Raw genomic sequence first — 16,431 nt, 5'->3', positions numbered from 1 at the left:
GGCTCGGCGGTAGACAACCGTCACCACACGGTACGGCCCGCCGGACACCCGATCCGCCGTGGCGTCCGGCCAAGCGCGCCCGGGCCGGGTACGGCCCTGGCACGGTCAATCCAAGTGCTTGCGCAGCACTTCCAGATGGGTCGGTTTGGCGTCGTCGAGCCGCGCCCGGCCCGCCGGGGTGAGTTTCAGGAAGTTGGCGCGCCGGTCGAAATCGCAGGCCGCGCGTTCCAGCAGCCCCGCCTTCTCGAGCCGCGTCACGGTTCGCGAGAGGGCGCTCTGGCTGAGGTACATCTCCGTTTCGATGTCCTTCATCTTGACCTTCTCGGTCTGCTCCGCGCCGCAGCGTCCGCCGAGAACCTGCAGGAGTTCGAACTCGCTGAGCCCGAGCTGATGCCGTTCCTGTAGCGCGTTCTCCAGCTCGCAGGACGTGCCGTGGTACAGGCGGAGCGTATCGGACCACTTCGCGCAGACATCTTTGTCGGTGTCGTGGTACATGATCCGAGATTATCATGTCAAGTCATTAAATGCCCACGCATTACATGCGTTGACATTTAATGTACGCGCATCTAAGTTTGCCGTCGTGACCCTGACTGCAACCTCGCCGCAGAACCTCACCCCGGCACAGACATCCCCCGCGTCCACCCCCGGCCGCTGGAGCCCTCACCTGTGGGCAATCCTGCTGGTCGCCGGCCTCGCCATGTTCCTCGACGCCCTCGACGTCTCCATGGTCGGCGTGGCGCTCCCCTCCATCGGCCAGGAACTGGGCCTCGACACCTCCGCACTGCAGTGGATCGTGAACGGCTACATCCTCGGCTACGGCGGCCTGCTGCTCCTCGGCGGTCGCGCCGCCGATCTTCTCGGCCGCCGGCAGGTGTTCCTGACCGCCCTGGTCGTCTTCGGTATCGCCTCCCTGGTGGGCGGGCTCGTGGACGAGGGCTGGCTGCTGATCGCCACCCGGATCGTCAAGGGCGTCGCCGCCGCGTTCACCGCCCCGGCCGCGCTGTCGATCATCACCACCACGTTCAAGGAAGGCCCCGACCGCAACCGGGCACTCTCGATCTTCGCGATCTTCGGCGCCACCGGATACGCCTCCGGGCTCATCGTGTCCGGCCTGCTCACCGGTATCGACTGGCGGCTGACCTTCTACCTGCCCGTCGTCGTGGTCGCCGGGGTCGTGCTCGCCGCCTACCTCGTGGTGCCGCGCAATACCGAAAAGGAAGAGGGCCGGATCGATTTCGCCGGCGCCGCGCTGCTCACCGGCGGCACGCTCGCCGCGATCTACACCATCGTCACGGCCCCGGAGACCGGTTTCACCGCCACCGTCATCGCGACCACCGTCCTGGCGGTCGGCCTGCTCGGCAGCTTCTTCGTGGTCGAGAACCGGGTCGGCCACCCGCTGGTGCGCCTGAGCATCTTCAAGGTGAAGTCGATCGTGCGTGCCAACCTGGCCGCCCTCGCGATCTTCGGCTCCTACCTCAGCTTCCAGACCATCGTCTCGCTGTACCTGCAGAACACCCTGCACTGGGAACCGCTGCAGATGGCGCTCGCCATGGCACCGACCGGCATCATCGTGGCCGTCCTGTCCCCGATCGCCGGTAAGCTCATCGACCGCTTCGGCACCACCCCGATGATCCTGGCCGCACTCACCTCCTTCGTGGCCGGCTACGTGTGGTTCCTGACCCGCGGCGGCAACCCCGACCCGGTCTACGCCCTCGACTACCTGCCCGCGTTCCTCCTGCTGGGACTCGGTTTCGCGCTGGGCTTCTCGGCCGTGATGGTGCAGGCCACCGAAGGTATCGCCGACCACGAACAGGGCCTGGCCTCCGGCCTGGTGCAGACCTCGTTCCAGATCGGCGGCGCGGTGGTACTGGCCATCGCGACCGGCCTGATCAGCGGTGCCACCGCCGACGGTATCGCCGGGTACCGGCCGGGGCTGTACCTGGTCACCGCGGTCGCGGCGGTCGGCCTGGTGGCATCGATCGCGGCGGTGCTGAACCGTAAACCTGTGGCCGCCGCGATCGCGTAAGCGAGACGTCGCCACCGCCTGTGATCCGTTCGCCGCCGGATCACCCTCGGCCCGCAACCCCATCCCGGGTTGCGGGCCGAGGTCTTCGGCCGACTGCCACCGGACTACTGCCCCGCACACAGCCCCCGATCGAACACCGGCTCGCCCGATGAGCTCGGTTCGAGCAGGTAAGGCGGCGGGCGGAGATTTTGCGGGGCATGCGCGGAAACCGGACCGCGCCGGCCTCAGATCGGCTGTTGTGTGCGGATGACCTCTGCGAGATACGCGTAATCGTCGGCCCGAGCTGTGGATGCCCGGTACACCAAACCCAGCGTGCGACCAGGGGCGGGCGCGGCGAACCGCACGATATCCAGGGCGCCGCGGCCGGTTTCGGCCGCTACCGCCATCTCCGGGATCAGGGTCACCCCGAGCCCGCCCGCCACGCACTGCACCACCGTCGACAGGGATGCCGCCCGGGTATCCCCCGCCGCGCCCGGCCGGATCTCCGCGGAACGGCACAGTTCCAGAGTCTGGGCGCGCAGGCAGTGCCCCTCGTCGAGGAGCAGGATCGGCAGCGTGTCCAGCGCCGCCGGGGCGAGATCGCTGCGACCCGCCAGCTCGTGACCCGCCGGCACCACCACGACGAAGTCCTCCGTGTACAGCGGTATCTCCACCACGCCGGGGACATCGGCGGGCAGAGCGAGCACCGCGACGTCCAGACTGCCGGTGCGCAGCTCGTCGAGGAGGCGGGCCGTTCTGTCCTCGACGATCCGTGGCGTGAGCGCCGGTAAGCGGCGACGCAGGGTCGGCAGCAATGCGGGCAGGAGATACGGTGCGACCGTCGGAATGATGCCCATCCGCAGGACACCGCCGAGCGTATCGCCGTTCGCGGCGGACAGGAATCGGTCGGCGGCATCCAGTGTGGCGATCGCCTGCGGGAGTAGCCGCCGGCCCGCCTCGGTCACCAGGACCCGGCGGGTGCTGCGTTCGATCAGCTGCAGTCCGAGACCGTTTTCCAGCGCGGCCAGGGCCTGCGAGAGGGTGGGTTGGCTCACATCGAGACTCGCGGCGGCCGCACCGAAATGGCGATGTTCGGCGACGGCGGCGAAGGCACGCAGCTGCGAGAGGGTTGGCTGATAAGACTGATCGGACATCCCTATCAGTGTAGTGCGACCTATCACTTTTGCCTTTTGCGGGTTCATTGGCAAGATCGACGCAGAATGCTCACCCCGCCGGCGAGATCCGCCGGCCACTCGATACGACAAGGAGTTCGACCATGCCCCTGTTGACCATCGGCGACCAGTTCCCCGCCTACGACCTCACCGCGGTGATCGGCGGTGACCTGTCGAAGGTCAACGCGCAGCAGCCCGACGACTATTTCACCCGGGTCACCAGCGCCGACTATGCCGGCAAGTGGCGGATCGTCTTCTTCTGGCCGAAGGATTTCACCTTCGTCTGCCCCACCGAGATCGCCGCCTTCGGCAAGCTGAACGACGAGTTCGCCGATCGCGACGCCCAGGTGCTCGGCGCCTCGGTGGACAACGAGTTCGTGCACTTCCAGTGGCGGGCCCAGCACGAGGATCTGAAGACCCTGCCGTTCCCGATGCTGTCGGATCTCAAGCGTGAACTCGCCGCCGCGACCGGCGTTCTCAACGCCGACGGTGTGGCCGACCGCGCCACCTTCATCGTCGACCCGAACAACGAGATCCAGTTCGTGTCGGTGACCGCCGGTTCCGTGGGCCGCAATGTCGACGAGGTGCTGCGGGTGCTGGACGCGCTGCAGTCCGACGAACTGTGCGCGTGCAACTGGAAGAAGGGCGATCCCACCATCGACGCCGGCGAACTACTGTCGGCGAGCGTCTGAGAGACGAGGTAACACAGTGAGCATCGACACTCTGAAGAACTCGCTTCCCGAGTACGCCAAGGATCTGAAGCTCAACCTCTCCTCGATGGCACGCACCACCGTGCTCAACGAGCAGCAGCTGTGGGGCACCCTGCTGGCCACCGCGGCCGCCACTCGTTCGGCCACCACGCTGCGTGAGATCGCGGAGGAAGCGGCCGACACCCTGTCCGCGGAGGCGTACAACGCGGCCCTGGGCGCGGCGTCGATCATGGGTATGAACAATGTGTTCTACCGGGGCAAGGGCTTCCTGGACGGGAAGTACGACGATCTGCGGGCCGGGTTGCGGATGCAGATCATCGGTTCGCCGGGCGTGGACAAGAACGATTTCGAACTCTGGTCGTTCGCGGTGTCCTCGATCAACGGCTGCCAGCACTGCCTGGAGGCCCACGAGCACACCCTGCGCGAGGCCGGCGTCTCGCGCGAGGTGATCTTCGAGGCCCTGCGCGCGGCGGCCATCGTGGCCGGTGTGGGCCAGGCCGTGCAGACGAGCGAGGCACTGGCCGGCGCCGCCGTCTGATCCGCCGCCCTGCGGATTTCGTTCACAAGCCCTGTGGGGCCGCCGGATTCGGCGGCCCCACAGGGCTTTTCGGGGAGCGTATCGACGCGCTATACACAGCGAGCGAGGGCGCCGACGCCCCAGCGAGCGGCCGCATCCGCCGGCCTCACGAGCCCGATCACACTCACGGCTGCCACACCACGCCACACCCGGCACCGTGCCGGTCTCGGCCGCCCATCCCCGCGCCGGATTCGATCCCGGCTCCAAGCCCAGCGGACGCGGCGGCGGACCGCAGGACGGGAGCGATCCCGCAGGTTCAGGAACTGCCGCGGGAAGCGCACGGCATCATGACCATCCCACCGCCGCTGGCGTCAACCCAGAGTTGACGCATGAGGGTCGTCAACTTAAGGTTGACGCCGATCGGTGTGGTTCGCACCGGCGGAGACCGATACGGGAGTGGTAGTGGCAGCCATCCAAGCGCCGGATGCGGCGGATACGAAGAAGAAGCGGGCCCTCGTGGTGGGCGCCGGTATCGCCGGACTCGCCGCCGCCCGGCGGCTGCACCGGCAGGGCTGGGAGATCGTGGTGGTCGAGCGCGCGCCGGCCCGGCGCAGCAGCGGGTACCTGGTGAACCTGCACGGCCCCGGATACGACGCGGCCGAACGGCTGGGGCTCGTGCCCGCCCTGACTCCGTGCGATATCGGCTTCTTCACCTCGATCATGGTCCACGCCGATGGGCGCGAGAAGTTCCGGCTACCGGCCGCGGTCGCCGAGGCAGCCGTCGGAACCCGGGCACTGAGTATCTTCCGCGGCGACCTGGAATCGGCGCTGTACGACGCGGTGGCCGGATATGCCGATATCCGGTTCGGCACCACCGTGCACGCGGTCACCCAGAACGCGGACGCGGTGGAGGCCACTCTCGGCGACGGCAGCCGTATCCGGGCCGATCTGCTCATCGGCGCCGACGGCGTGCACTCCCGGATCCGCGAACTGGTCTTCGGCCCCGAAGCCGACTACCTGGTGGACCTGGGCCATATGGTGGGTGCGTTCCCGCTCGAGACGGTCCCCGAGCACGTACCGGAAGGCGCCGGAACCACATTCATCGGCCCCGGTCGCACCGCCGCGGTGATGAACCTCGGCCCACAGCGCTCCTCGACGTTCTTCACCTACCGCTGCCCCGACACCCGAGCCGAACTCGACCAGGGTTCCGCCGCCGCGCTCACCCGGTCGTTCCGAGATCTCGGCGGCGGGGTCGCCGAGGCCCTGCACCAACTCGAGACCGATCCGGCCGGCGCCTACTTCGACTCCGTCGGCCAGGTGGTCATGGACCGCTGGAGCGACGGCCGCATCGTCCTGCTGGGCGACGCCGCCTGGTGCGTCACCGTTTTCGCCGGTTACGGCGCGGCGTTGGCCCTCGACGGCGCCGACCGCCTCGGCGCGGCCCTCGGCGACCACGGCGACGGCGACGATATCCCCGGCGCGCTCGCCGCTTGGGAGGCATCGCTGCGCCCGGAAGTCGGCAAACGGCAAGCGTTGGCGCGCCAGGGAATGAGTAGGTTCGCACCTCCGACGCGCGCCCACGTGTGGGCCGGTGAGTTCATGCTCCGCGCGATCGGGCTACCAGGCATCCGCGGTTTGGTCCAGCGGTCGATCCGGCGCGCGAACAACTAGGTCGTTTCGTTCGGATCATCCAGCGAGCCAGCGGAAGATGTATCGGACTGCGCCATCAGCGCGGTGAATACTCACCGCGGGGTTCCGTCGATGGCCCACGCTCTACCACCATGCCGGCCACGGCGGCGAGTGCGGTGGCCGGGGCAGTCGACGTCTGCTGTAAACGTCTTTCCAATTCCCGTAGTTCGCGGGATCTTTCAGCTTCAGGCAGCGATGTGGGCTGCGAGCCGGTCAGCGACCGTGCGAGGCTCGCGGCCGAGAAGTTCGGTCAGTAAGGGGCCGGATTCGGCGAAATAGCCTGCACGGGCCGCCTGATACCAGGTGAGCATGAGCCGGGCCATCTGCTCCGGCACACCGGTCGTGACCTGGTCGGCGGTCCACCGTTCGTCGTCCAGGACCATGCGCTCGATAGTGCGACCGGTGAGGCCGGCGGCGATCTCGGCGACATCGTCGAAGGTGAGGGCGGTCGGCGCGGCAAGGGTGACCGGACCATCGAAGGAGCGGTCACCGGCGAGTACGACTGCGGTGGCCTCGGCTATATCGGCACGATCGGTGTACGGGACGGGGCCGTCTGCGGGCTGAGCGATCACGCCGGTCCGCTGCCATGGGCCGAGAACCTGATCCAGCGGACCGTAGGCGCCGTTGCGCAGCGCGGTCCAGCCGACTCCGGAGTCGCCGAGGATCGCCTCGGTGGCGATGTGGATATCCGACGGCCGGTACGGATTACCGGGGACAGCGCCGTGCTGGCTCGTGTAGACGATCCGCCGGGCGCCGGCCTGCACCGCGGCTTCGATGGCACCGCGGTGCAGGCCGACCATATCGGCGGCCGGATCGTTGCCGGACACCAGAAGGACCTGCTCGGCACCGGCGAATGAATCACGCAGCGCGGCCGGGTCCTCGTAGGAGGCCTGCCGCACGCGCACACCGCGGTCGGCGAAGTGCTGCGCCCGGGCGGCGTCGCGGACACTGATACCGATCCGGTCGGCGGGTACGCGCTCGAGGAGGTGCTCGACGGTGGTCCCGCCCAGCCCACCGGTAGCGCCGGTGACAACGATCATGTTCTCGACCTTCCTGAGCGCCCACGGCGTCCGTCTCGGCGGTGGGCGGAATCATAAGTTGACCAAGCGGGTCAAGTTCCCTTCCGCCTGCGACAGTAGGTAAGCTGACTCGATGAGTCAAGTTACGACGGTGAGCGACAGGGAGAAGCGGTGAGGGCCATGCCCGGTGCGGTACCTCCGGAATCCCGGCTGCGCGCCGACGCCCGGCGCAATTCCGAACAGATCCGCTCCGCCGCGATCGGCGCCTTCCAGGGACAGGGCCTGACGGTGCCGCTGGAGCAGGTCGCCGAGGCAGCCGGGGTGAGCAAGGCCACAATCTTCAACCGGTTCGGCGGGCGGATCGGTCTCATCGAGGCCGTCATCGAAGAGCTCGTGTCGAATGAGCTGTTCGCCGTCATCGATCACACCCGGACCATCGAGGACGTCGGCGAGCGGATCACGTACTACCTCACCGCGCTCCGCGACCTCCAGTACCGGCAACCCGCTTTCAACGACGTCCTGTTGCAGACATATCCGCACTCGCAGCAGCTCATGGAGATCTGCCGGGCCGGAAACGAGGCCAACGAAGGGCTCATAGCAGCGGCGCGGACCTCCGGCGCGCTGCGGCCGGAGTTCACGGCCGACGACCTCCACGCACTCGTCGTCGACACCGCCCTCGCCCTCAAGCACGGCACCCGGCCTCCCCGAGACGACTACGACCGCCGCACCCACTACCTCCTGGACGGAATCCGAGGGCGCTCCTCCGCCTCCGGCGGACAATGACAGCGCGCAGGTGTGTGAGGCCAGGCTCTTACTGCACGCGCGGATGGCGTCAGGCGTGTGCCACCTTCTCGACCGGGATCCACAGCTCGTACCGCCCATGGGTCTGTTCCTCGTCGAAGTACTCTGCGAGAACCATTTCGGGGCCGGGAACGCTCTGGTAGGGATTAGCGGGAAACCACTCCTGGAACGCTTTAGGCCACAGTTCCTGCAGCGCAGCGGGAAACGCCCCGGTCGACTCCAGCACGAGCCACGTGGACGCCGCCACCTCGAGTGCGTCGAAGCCTTCCGGGACGGGTTTGCTCGTCGCGGCAGCGACGTAGTAGTCGAGCTCGGTTCCCTCCTCCCGCGACGGTGAAATCGCGTCGTGCACGCTGAGGACTCCGGCCGGCTCCTGGTCGGAAAGGCCGGCAATCCGTGCCCACTGCTCATCGCCGGCCTCCTCCACGAATGCGGCGCCGGCAGGGTTGACTCCTTCGTAGCGGAGCGGGATGCGGGTCCGCAGGCCCGCGAGGGTGAATGCCTCTTTCTCGACGATGCGGTAATCCATGGTCGTGTTCCCTTCTATCGTGATCGTGAACGTGAGTCTCGGCTGCGATCGGAGGATGACGCCGGGGCGGCGTGCGCCTTCGGGACCGACGCCGTGCACGGCCCGGAACGCGCGCGAGAACGCGTCGGCGGATCCGTAGCCGAAGCGAACGGCCAGGTCCTGCAACGGCTCGGCACCCGAGACGACGGACGCCGCAGCGATGGTCATCCGCCGCCGCCGCACGTACTCCGACAGTGGGATCCCTGCCAGCGTGGAGAACATTCGCCGGAAGTGGTGCTCTGACATCAGCGCGATCCGGCTCGCGCGACGCACATCGACCTCTCCTTCCAGCTGCCGCTCCACCAGCGCCATCGCTTCGTTCAGCCGCTCCATGCTCACCTTCCTCCTGGCCTCGACGCTACGGAAACGCGCCCGAACAGGTCCGATGATCCATGCGCGGATATGTCGTGCGGATCGCAGTTCAGGCGCGACTCGGTGGGCCGGGGTCACCTGAATGCCCTTCCGCTGCCCTGCCGGCGCGGGCTATACCGCCGGGCACATCGCGGTCCGGTAGAACGCCGCGAGCGCATCGTCGGCCGGGTGCGGCTGCGGTCGCCCGGTGGCGTCCGGCCGGTTCGCGCGCACCAGGTTCACCGCGACCGACATCTGGCGCTGCCCGTCGGCCGAATGCAGCGACATCATCGAGGCGCCGAAAACCGAACCGTCGTGACCCCAGAGCGTGTCGCAGCCCGGCAATTGCACCTTGTGCAGACCGAGACCGTACTCGATCGGCTGCCCGTCCAGGGCAGTCACCGGAACCGTCTGCCGCATCTGCTCCAGCGACTTCCGGCCGACGATCGCACCGGCGAACAGCTTGCGGTAGAAGGTGTTCACATCGGCCATGGTCGAAACCAGCCCGGCGCCGGGGCCGAGCCAGGAGTTGTCGTAGGTGCTGTAATCCCGCGGCGGATCGATGACGCCATACAGCGCCTCGTACATCCGTGAGTGCGGCTCGTCGAGTTCCGGCCGGTCCGGGAAGTAGGTGTGCTCGAGCCCCGCCCGAGCGATCACCTGTTCGGTGACGTACTGCTCGAACGCAATACCGGTCGTGTGTCGCACCAATTCACCCAGGATGCGGTAGTTGGTGTTGGAGTACACGCCCGGGAGTGCGCCCGGCGCACCGGCAGGCGCGTTCACGCCCATGCCGATCAATTCCGCCGTATCCCACTTCCGGAACCGGTTGTCGTCCAGGCTCTGCGCCGAAACCTCACCGCCGGTGAACAGCCCCGCGAGCGACGGGAAGGTGTACGGCAAATAGTCGGGCAGGCCGCTGGTGTGGTTGAGCAGCATCCGCACCGTGATCTCCCGGCCGCGCTCCCCCGGCACCACATCCGGCAGATAATCGCCGATCGGGGCGTCGAGATCGATCCGGCCCTGCTCGACCTGCTGCAGGACCGCGGCCGCGGTGAAGGTCTTGGTGACGCTGCCGATGCGATGCCGCATATCCGGCGTGACCGGACGGCCGGAGGTCAGGTCGGCGACCCCCGCGGCGTGGCTCCACACCTGGTCACCCGCGCGCACTTCCGCAAAAACTCCGGGTATCCCGGCACGCTCGATCGCCGCGAGCGCGGCGCGCAGGCGCTCGGTATCCCACGCGTCCGCGGACTCGTGAGTGTCCGAAGAGGCGATTGTGCAGGCACTGATACTCAGCGCGGCGGCCAGCATGATGGTCACGTGTCGGATCTTCACGTCGTTCGTCCTCTCGACTCGGTATCGAACACACCAACCTTCGCGCCGGCCAGGGAGGTTGCGCGTCTGCCGAGAGACTTCTCCGAGCACGACGACAGTCGTACGAGATCGGTGAGCCGGCTACGCCGACCGTCGTATGTGGCTGAGCACATGCCCACCGACTTCATGCGGCGTAGCAGGCACGTAGCCCACACCGGACGGCCGATCGGTCACGGTGCGGAAAGCGCCGGATCTCGCCGAGACCCTGGCGCGACGTGCGACCTTCTGCTGCACTGAAAAACAGTGCAGCAGAACGAAGGGAAATGGATATGCGCGCCTCGATCAGAGCATTTCTCGTGGGAGCCACAGTGTTCGGCGCTGTCGTGACCGGCGCCGCCGGTGCCACGGCAGCGGACCGGCCATGGACCGGAACCGGCCCGTCGGCACCGGACTCGTCGAGCGTGGCCGGCACGGCTCCGTCCACGCACGAGCAGTACGGCCCGCCCGGGCAGTGGGACGGACAGTAGGGGCCGCCGAGAACCCCGGCGTCGGGGCCGGGGTTCTCGGTGCCGGGTAGCGGGGGTCCAGTAGCGCGCGGCATCGCGCATCGAGTGTCCCGGGCGACCGGCGTCCGGCAGGGGCGGGCCGGCGGAGTAGGCGACGAACACACGCGCCGCCCGCGGGTACCGGCGGAACGGGGGGCGTCGACGGAACGGCCGCGGCCGGCGGCTCACAACTCGTATGTGCGTACCACTACCATCACGTCGCCGTCCGGCCGAATCGAGGCGATCGTATCCGCCGGTCGGGGCCGGAAACCGGGCGCTTCGGTGAGACCGTGACTTTCGTCGAGCGCTGTGACGCGTACCCGGTCCGCGCCGGGAGTACGCACCGTGAAGTCGGCCCCTTCCGGTGGCAGATCGCGGAAGCGGATCTCGCCCGGCAGCCCGTCCGGCCGCGTACCCGTGACGGGGACGGTGACCGGGGCTGCACCGGGGACCTGTGTCGTGACGAGATCGATCGGCCGATCGAAGCGCAGGATCACCGAGGACGCCGCGCGCGGTGACATCACATGCATCGTCACGGTATCGCCGTCGCGCCGGCGCAGTTCGACCCGCGGTGCTCGAGCGTCGATCGGGTCCGCCGGCCCGGTCCACAGCGGCTCGTGTGCGTAACCGGCCGGGAGGCCGGAGGTATCGCGGTCGGCGACGTACCGGCCGGTCCAGTCGGTGGGATACCGTTCGGCGCTCACCCAGTGCGCCCGCCCGGTTTCGGCGTCGAGGACGTAGGCGAGATGGCTGCGCTGCGGGTGGGCCGGATCGGCGGTATCGGCGACGAGACCGGCACCCACCGCGGCGATCCCGAGCACCGCCACGGTCGCGGGAACCGCCCAGGCCTTGGTCCGGGGTAGTGCCCATGGTTTTCCCGTGAACGCTTCGGGTTCGGGCAGCAGCAGCTCGACCGCGGGCAGCAGCATGAGACCGAACAGCGCCAGGCAGGCGGCGCCGGCTCCGGCGTAGACCATCCCGACCGCATCGAATATGCCGCGGGCGAGAACCGGCAGGAACACGGCCGAGATCGCAAGCCCGCCCACCAGCGCCACCGCGGGCCAACCGGCCCACCGCACCGGCATCATCGCCAGCAGCGCACCGGCCGCGGCGAACCCGGCCGGCAGGGTGAACAGGAATGCTGCGCCCGGCGCCGCCGCCGCGCACACCAACCCCAGCACAGCCGGCCAGGCCAGTGCCCCGATCGCCAGCGCCGCCGGACCCAGCCGCACCCGCAGCAGCAGATACCAGACGAGTAGCGCGGTGCCGGCCAGCGCGGCGAGCGCGGCCTCGTAGAAGTCCGGCCGGTACAGCAGGCCGTTCATCATGTGGTATCCCGGCCGCAGCGCCACCAGCAGCCACCACAGCGCCTGTCCCAGCCCGATCACCACCCCCAGCGGCAGCACCACCGAAACCGCCGCCAGCACCATCCGCGGCGTACTGGCCAGCTCCCGGCGCCGCGCCAGCACAGCCAGCCCCACCACCAGCGCCGCGGCCAGCGCGGCCAGCGGCCAGACCAGCGCGTTCGGGTAGTGGATGGAGAGCGGGCCGATGCGGAAGTAGGTGGCGTCCCGGTCGGTGCGCAGGCCGGGTAGGTCGGCGGCGCCGAGTGCCCGCGTCATGGCCAGCATGTTCTCGCCGTGGTGTTGCAGACTGCGCGGGTCGAGGTTGGCGAGTGAATCGCCGGCCGTGTGGTAGAACGCGGGCTGCTCGATATAGGCGAAATTCAACCCGTCGAATCCGCCCTCCCGGAATTCGGTGAAATCTGTATCGTTCGGCAGCTTCCGGTAGATCTCGACCATCGACGAATCACCGCGCGGGTCCGGCACCGTCTCGGCGAACAGGGCCGACAGCTCCGCATTGCCCCGCGAGGTTTCGAACATCAGCGAAGGCCCGCTCACCCCGCGGGCCTCCCAGTTGAGCACCACCCCACCCGCGCGCCCCAGCGGATGCTCGCGGACGAACGCATCCGCACCCAGCAGCCCGTCCTCCTCGCCGTCGGTGAACAGCAGCACGAGGTTGTTCCGGGTCCCGCCCTGCGCCCCGACCAGCCGCCCCACCTCCAGCATGGCCGCGACCGCGGCCCCGTCGTCGGACGCCCCGGGGCCGGTGGCGGCGGAGTCGAAATGGGCGGCGACCAGCACGGTCCCGGTCGGGTCCCGGCCCGGAAGGGTTGCGATCACATTGTCGACCCGGCCGAAGGCAGCCAGGCCCGGCGCCGTACTGGCCCCGACCGCGTGCTGGTTCTCCACGTCGAAACCGGCGGCCCGCATCTGTCCGGCGATATAGTCCGCGGCCCGGTCGCTCGCCGGGCTGCCCAGCGGGCGCGGTTCGGTCGCGAACCGTTCCAGGTGTGTGAGCCCGCGCTCCGCGCTGAACTGTCCGGCCTCCCCCGCCGGCACCAGCTCCCGGTCGTTACCTTCGGCCCGGACCGCCAGGACCGCCACACCCGCGAGCACCAACAGCACCGCCGCACCCAGCACCCGGCGGGGCGTGTCGATCAGTTTTCGGATCACGATCAGACGTTAGAGGATTCCGCTGGGAGACCCGGTGGTCGTATCGCGTTTCGCGGACTCACCCGCCGAGCCGTCGTGGCAGCGCCGCTGTTCTCATACGCTCGCCGCGACGACCGGCCGGTTACCGAATACACCGTCGGCGGTGAACACTCGGTCGGCGAACCGTTCACCGATCAGGTGGTGTGTGGCGGCATCCGGGTGGAGCCGGTCGGGCAGCGGTTGTTCGCGGTAGTCGGTTTCGCCGTACAGTTCGCGCCCGTCGAGGTAGAACAGGTGCGGATCGCGCGCCGCCCGCTGGGTGACGATGCGGGACAGCTCGTCGCGGACGCTGCTGAGCGTCAGCTTTCCCCGGCCCTCGTCGGCGGGGTCGCCGGTGGCGACGAATCGCATTTCTCCCGCGCTCAGCGCTTCGAGATCGAAGGCGCCCGGCCCCGGTGTGTGCTCGTGGATTTCGCAGTAGATGGGCGAGATCACCAGCAACGGGGTCGTCGGGTGCCCCTCGCGGATAGTGCTGAGGAACCCGTGTACCGCCGGCCCGAAGGCGCGCATCCGCATCACATCGGCGTTGACGAGATTGATGCCGATCTCGAGGCTGATCAGATCGGCCCGGGTATCGCGGATTGCCCGGGCGGCGAACGGGTCGAGCATGGCACTGCCACTCAGGCCCATATTGGTCAGTTCGACCTCCCCGCGGGCGGCCGCCAGCGCGGGCCAGGTGGTGGACGGACTGCCGGCATTGGACCCCTGGCTGATCGAACTGCCGTACTGGAGCCACACTCCGCGACCGCCGTCGGGCACCGGCTCGACGGCGGCATCGGTGCGCAGCCCGGCGAGTTCGGTGATTTCGTTGTGTGGCAGCCAGATTTCGATGTTCTTGAATCCGGCAGGGAGATCGGCGAAGCGCACGGTACCCACCGGTCCCGGCTGCCGGGTGGTGTTTCCGGTGGCCATATCGATGGTCACGGTATCTCCGCCCGGGGCATGGGTCTGAGCAGCCAACCGGCCGTCGATACGCAGGTCGTAGATGCCGGCCGGGCGGCGGGGAGCACCCGCGTACCCCAGCCGGGTGGCCACGGTATCGAGTTCGATCGTCGTGGCCGAGGTACCGAACACCAGCCGGACACCCGAGGGCTGGGTCTCCGCCATCGCCAGCTGCCCGTCGCCTTGGGCACGCGCCCAGGCCGGCAGGCGATGCGGCAGGATGCCGCGTTCGGTGTGTTCGAGTTCGAGGGCACCGCGGACGATATCCGCGGTGATCGCGGTGGTGGTCCACTCGGCATCGCAGTGCATGGTTTCACCTGTACATCGGTTTCTCGGAGGTTGCGCCGGCCGCATACGGGCGCTCAGCACAGGCCATAGTAGATTTCCTAAATGATTTAGGCAAATGGTTAATGCTGTATGGTTGTCGGTGTGGCTCGAACAGGACTGACCCCGGAACGGCTGACCCGAGCCGGTGCGGAACTGGCAGACGAAGTCGGTTTCGACCAGGTGACCGTCTCCGAGGTCGCCCGGCGCTTCGACGTCAAGGTCGCCAGCGTGTACTCCCACCTGAAGAGTTCTCAGGACCTCCGGATACGGATCGCCTTGCTGGCCCTGGAAGAAATGGCGGACAGTGCCGCCGAGGCCGTCGCCGGCCGCGCGGGCCCGGACGCACTGAACGCTTTCGCGAACGTCTACCGCGATTACGCCCGGCAACACCCCGGACGCTATGCCGCCGCCCGGATGCGGCTGCCCGTGGAGACCGCCGCCGCGAGCGCGGGTGTCCGGCACGCGAACATGATGCGCGCCGTCCTGCGCGGCTACGACATCGACGAACCGGATCAGACGCATGCGGTGCGACTCCTGGGCAGCGTTTTCCACGGCTACGCCGCCCTGGAACTCGGCGGGGGCTTCGACCACAGTGCCCCCTCCGCCGCGGACAGTTGGTCGCGAATCCTCGAGGTCCTCGATTTCACACTGACCAACTGGCCGGCCCGCCGGCAGTAATCCCGGCGGCGCCCTCCGCTTGTGGAGATCCGAGTTCCCGGCCTACAGTGTGTGCAATCCGATCGGCGCTCTCCAGAAGTACAGCCGCAGAACGAGAGCCCGCGCCGGGATTTCCGGCGATGGAGTGGGCGGCGTTGTTTGCCCACCCATTTTCCTGGAGGAAACCGATGAATATCGGACTCGGATTGCCCATCGCCGACCCTGCGGCCCTGCTCGATTGGGCCCGCCGCGCCGACGCCGGCCCCTTCTCGACCCTCGGCCTGCTCGACCGTCTCGTCTACGACAATCCCGAACCCCTGGTCGCGCTGGCCGCCGTCGCCGGCGCCACCAGCCGCGTGCGGGTGCAGACCGAGGTGCTGCTCACCCCGTTACGCGATACCGCGCTCCTGGCCAAACAGGTCGCGACACTGGACCGGATATCCGGAGGCAGGCTGGTTCTCGGCCTCGGTGTCGGCGGGCGCGCCGACGACCACCTCGCGTCGGGAGTCGAACTCCGCACCCGCGGCCACCGCATGAACGAACAACTCGACCGGCTGCGCAGCCTGTGGTCCGGCGAACCGTTCGGCCCCGACTGCGGTCCGATCGGTCCTGCCCCGGCGCGTCCCGGCGGACCGCCGATCCTCTTCGGCGGTTTCCGACCGGCCGCTCTGGCGCGTGTGGCCCGCTGGGGCGACGGCTACCTCTCCGCCGCACCGGCGCAATGGTGCGGCGACCTCTACGATTCGGTCCGCATGTCCTGGCGCGAACACGGCCGGACCGGGAAACCCCGATTCGTCGCCCAGGTCAACGTCGCTCTCGGCCCGCAGTCACTGGTCGACGAAGTGCGCGCGGCTCTCGGCGCCTACTACGAATTCACCGGCTATGCCGAGAACATGGTGGCCGGTCTACTGACCACTGCTGACGAGATCCGCACGGCAATAAGGCAATTCACCGACCTCGGCGCCGACGAGGTGATGCTGTACTGCTACGGCACCGACCCCGGCCAGGTCGACCGGCTCGCCGATATCGTCGCCTGATCGTCAGGGCCGGGCCCACCATCGTTGCGTCGATAGACTCACGAGGTGAGCCCGGCCCGATCGACCCCTCCTGGAGCCGGACCGCCTCGCCCGGCGCCATATCCTGTGGATCACCGCGGCCCTGCTGCTCTCCGGCACAGTCTGGTTCCCAGCGTGGTGGGGGGTCGGATTCGTAGCAGTCCCCGCACTCGTCGCCGTCCTCGTCGGCTACGCGTTCGC

At 68.5% G+C, this 16,431-nt stretch carries 15 protein-coding genes; 8 read left to right on the top strand and 7 right to left on the bottom strand.

What is annotated here, in order from left to right; all coding sequences use genetic code 11:
- Positions 1–105: 105 nt before the first annotated feature.
- Positions 106–495 (bottom strand): MarR family winged helix-turn-helix transcriptional regulator, encoded by a 390-nt coding sequence (locus tag ACFWPH_RS26625; RefSeq protein WP_280413847.1) that lies wholly within the window; start codon positions 493–495, stop codon positions 106–108.
- An 85-nt stretch (positions 496–580) separates the two neighbouring features.
- Here ACFWPH_RS26625 and ACFWPH_RS26620 point away from each other — a divergent pair, with 85 nt between their 5' ends.
- Positions 581–2,026, top strand: coding sequence for an MFS transporter (locus ACFWPH_RS26620; RefSeq protein WP_378754855.1), 1,446 nt, complete (start codon positions 581–583; stop codon positions 2,024–2,026).
- Between the two features lie 224 nt (positions 2,027–2,250).
- On the opposite strand, the gene ACFWPH_RS26615 is transcribed toward ACFWPH_RS26620, so the two are convergent.
- Positions 2,251–3,159: a hydrogen peroxide-inducible genes activator gene (locus ACFWPH_RS26615; RefSeq protein ID WP_378754854.1), complete on the bottom strand. Its 909-nt coding sequence runs from the start codon at positions 3,157–3,159 to the stop codon at positions 2,251–2,253.
- A 122-nt stretch (positions 3,160–3,281) separates the two neighbouring features.
- On the opposite strand from ACFWPH_RS26615, the gene ACFWPH_RS26610 reads away from it, so the two are divergent.
- From ACFWPH_RS26610 to ACFWPH_RS26600, 3 genes are all read left to right on the top strand, one after another.
- Entirely contained in the window at positions 3,282–3,869 is a 588-nt protein-coding gene (locus ACFWPH_RS26610) for a peroxiredoxin (RefSeq protein ID WP_062978590.1), read from the top strand.
- Positions 3,870–3,885: 16 nt separating this feature from the next.
- Positions 3,886–4,425 carry a carboxymuconolactone decarboxylase family protein gene (locus ACFWPH_RS26605; RefSeq protein WP_378754853.1) on the top strand — a complete coding sequence of 180 codons (540 nt, stop codon included), beginning with the start codon at positions 3,886–3,888 and terminating at the stop codon, positions 4,423–4,425.
- Between the two features lie 441 nt (positions 4,426–4,866).
- On the top strand, positions 4,867–6,075 hold the full coding sequence (locus ACFWPH_RS26600) for an FAD-dependent oxidoreductase (protein WP_378754852.1): 1,209 nt from the start codon (positions 4,867–4,869) through the stop codon (positions 6,073–6,075).
- Between the two features lie 203 nt (positions 6,076–6,278).
- Here ACFWPH_RS26600 and ACFWPH_RS26595 read toward each other — a convergent pair whose 3' ends face one another.
- Complete coding sequence (locus tag ACFWPH_RS26595; protein WP_378754851.1) at positions 6,279–7,133, bottom strand: NAD(P)H-binding protein; 855 nt, start codon at positions 7,131–7,133, stop codon at positions 6,279–6,281.
- 159 nt (positions 7,134–7,292) lie between these two features.
- Here ACFWPH_RS26595 and ACFWPH_RS26590 point away from each other — a divergent pair, with 159 nt between their 5' ends.
- On the top strand, positions 7,293–7,895 hold the full coding sequence (locus tag ACFWPH_RS26590; protein WP_378755079.1) for a TetR/AcrR family transcriptional regulator: 603 nt from the start codon (positions 7,293–7,295) through the stop codon (positions 7,893–7,895).
- Between the two features lie 49 nt (positions 7,896–7,944).
- Here the strand turns inward: ACFWPH_RS26590 and ACFWPH_RS26585 are convergent, their stop codons facing one another.
- Positions 7,945–8,931, bottom strand: coding sequence for an effector binding domain-containing protein (locus ACFWPH_RS26585; protein ID WP_378754850.1), 987 nt, complete (start codon positions 8,929–8,931; stop codon positions 7,945–7,947).
- Between the two features lie 33 nt (positions 8,932–8,964).
- Positions 8,965–10,170: a serine hydrolase domain-containing protein gene (locus ACFWPH_RS26580; protein ID WP_378754849.1), complete on the bottom strand. Its 1,206-nt coding sequence runs from the start codon at positions 10,168–10,170 to the stop codon at positions 8,965–8,967.
- Between the two features lie 308 nt (positions 10,171–10,478).
- Here ACFWPH_RS26580 and ACFWPH_RS26575 point away from each other — a divergent pair, with 308 nt between their 5' ends.
- A complete protein-coding gene (locus ACFWPH_RS26575; protein ID WP_378754848.1) occupies positions 10,479–10,676 on the top strand; it encodes a hypothetical protein in 198 nt (65 codons plus the stop codon).
- Positions 10,677–10,879: 203 nt separating this feature from the next.
- Here ACFWPH_RS26575 and ACFWPH_RS26570 read toward each other — a convergent pair whose 3' ends face one another.
- Together ACFWPH_RS26570 and ACFWPH_RS26565 are read right to left on the bottom strand one after the other, a co-directional pair.
- Positions 10,880–13,210 (bottom strand): M28 family peptidase, encoded by a 2,331-nt coding sequence (locus ACFWPH_RS26570; RefSeq protein ID WP_378754847.1) that lies wholly within the window; start codon positions 13,208–13,210, stop codon positions 10,880–10,882.
- 93 nt (positions 13,211–13,303) lie between these two features.
- The gene (locus tag ACFWPH_RS26565) at positions 13,304–14,500 is read right to left on the bottom strand and encodes a GDSL-type esterase/lipase family protein (RefSeq protein ID WP_378754846.1); all 1,197 of its coding nucleotides are present in this window, start codon (positions 14,498–14,500) and stop codon (positions 13,304–13,306) included.
- A 120-nt stretch (positions 14,501–14,620) separates the two neighbouring features.
- Between ACFWPH_RS26565 and ACFWPH_RS26560 the strand changes: the two genes are divergently transcribed.
- The gene (locus ACFWPH_RS26560) at positions 14,621–15,196 is read left to right on the top strand and encodes a TetR/AcrR family transcriptional regulator (RefSeq protein ID WP_378754845.1); all 576 of its coding nucleotides are present in this window, start codon (positions 14,621–14,623) and stop codon (positions 15,194–15,196) included.
- A 167-nt stretch (positions 15,197–15,363) separates the two neighbouring features.
- Positions 15,364–16,212 (top strand): LLM class flavin-dependent oxidoreductase, encoded by an 849-nt coding sequence (locus tag ACFWPH_RS26555; protein ID WP_378754844.1) that lies wholly within the window; start codon positions 15,364–15,366, stop codon positions 16,210–16,212.
- The last annotated feature ends 219 nt before the right edge of the window (positions 16,213–16,431 follow it).

The sequence above is a fragment of the Nocardia sp. NPDC058499 genome (genome assembly GCF_042719915.1).
Lineage (GTDB): Bacteria > Actinomycetota > Actinomycetes > Mycobacteriales > Mycobacteriaceae > Nocardia.
Note: the sequence above shows the minus strand (reverse complement) of the source record. Positions and strands in the feature narration are given on the sequence as shown.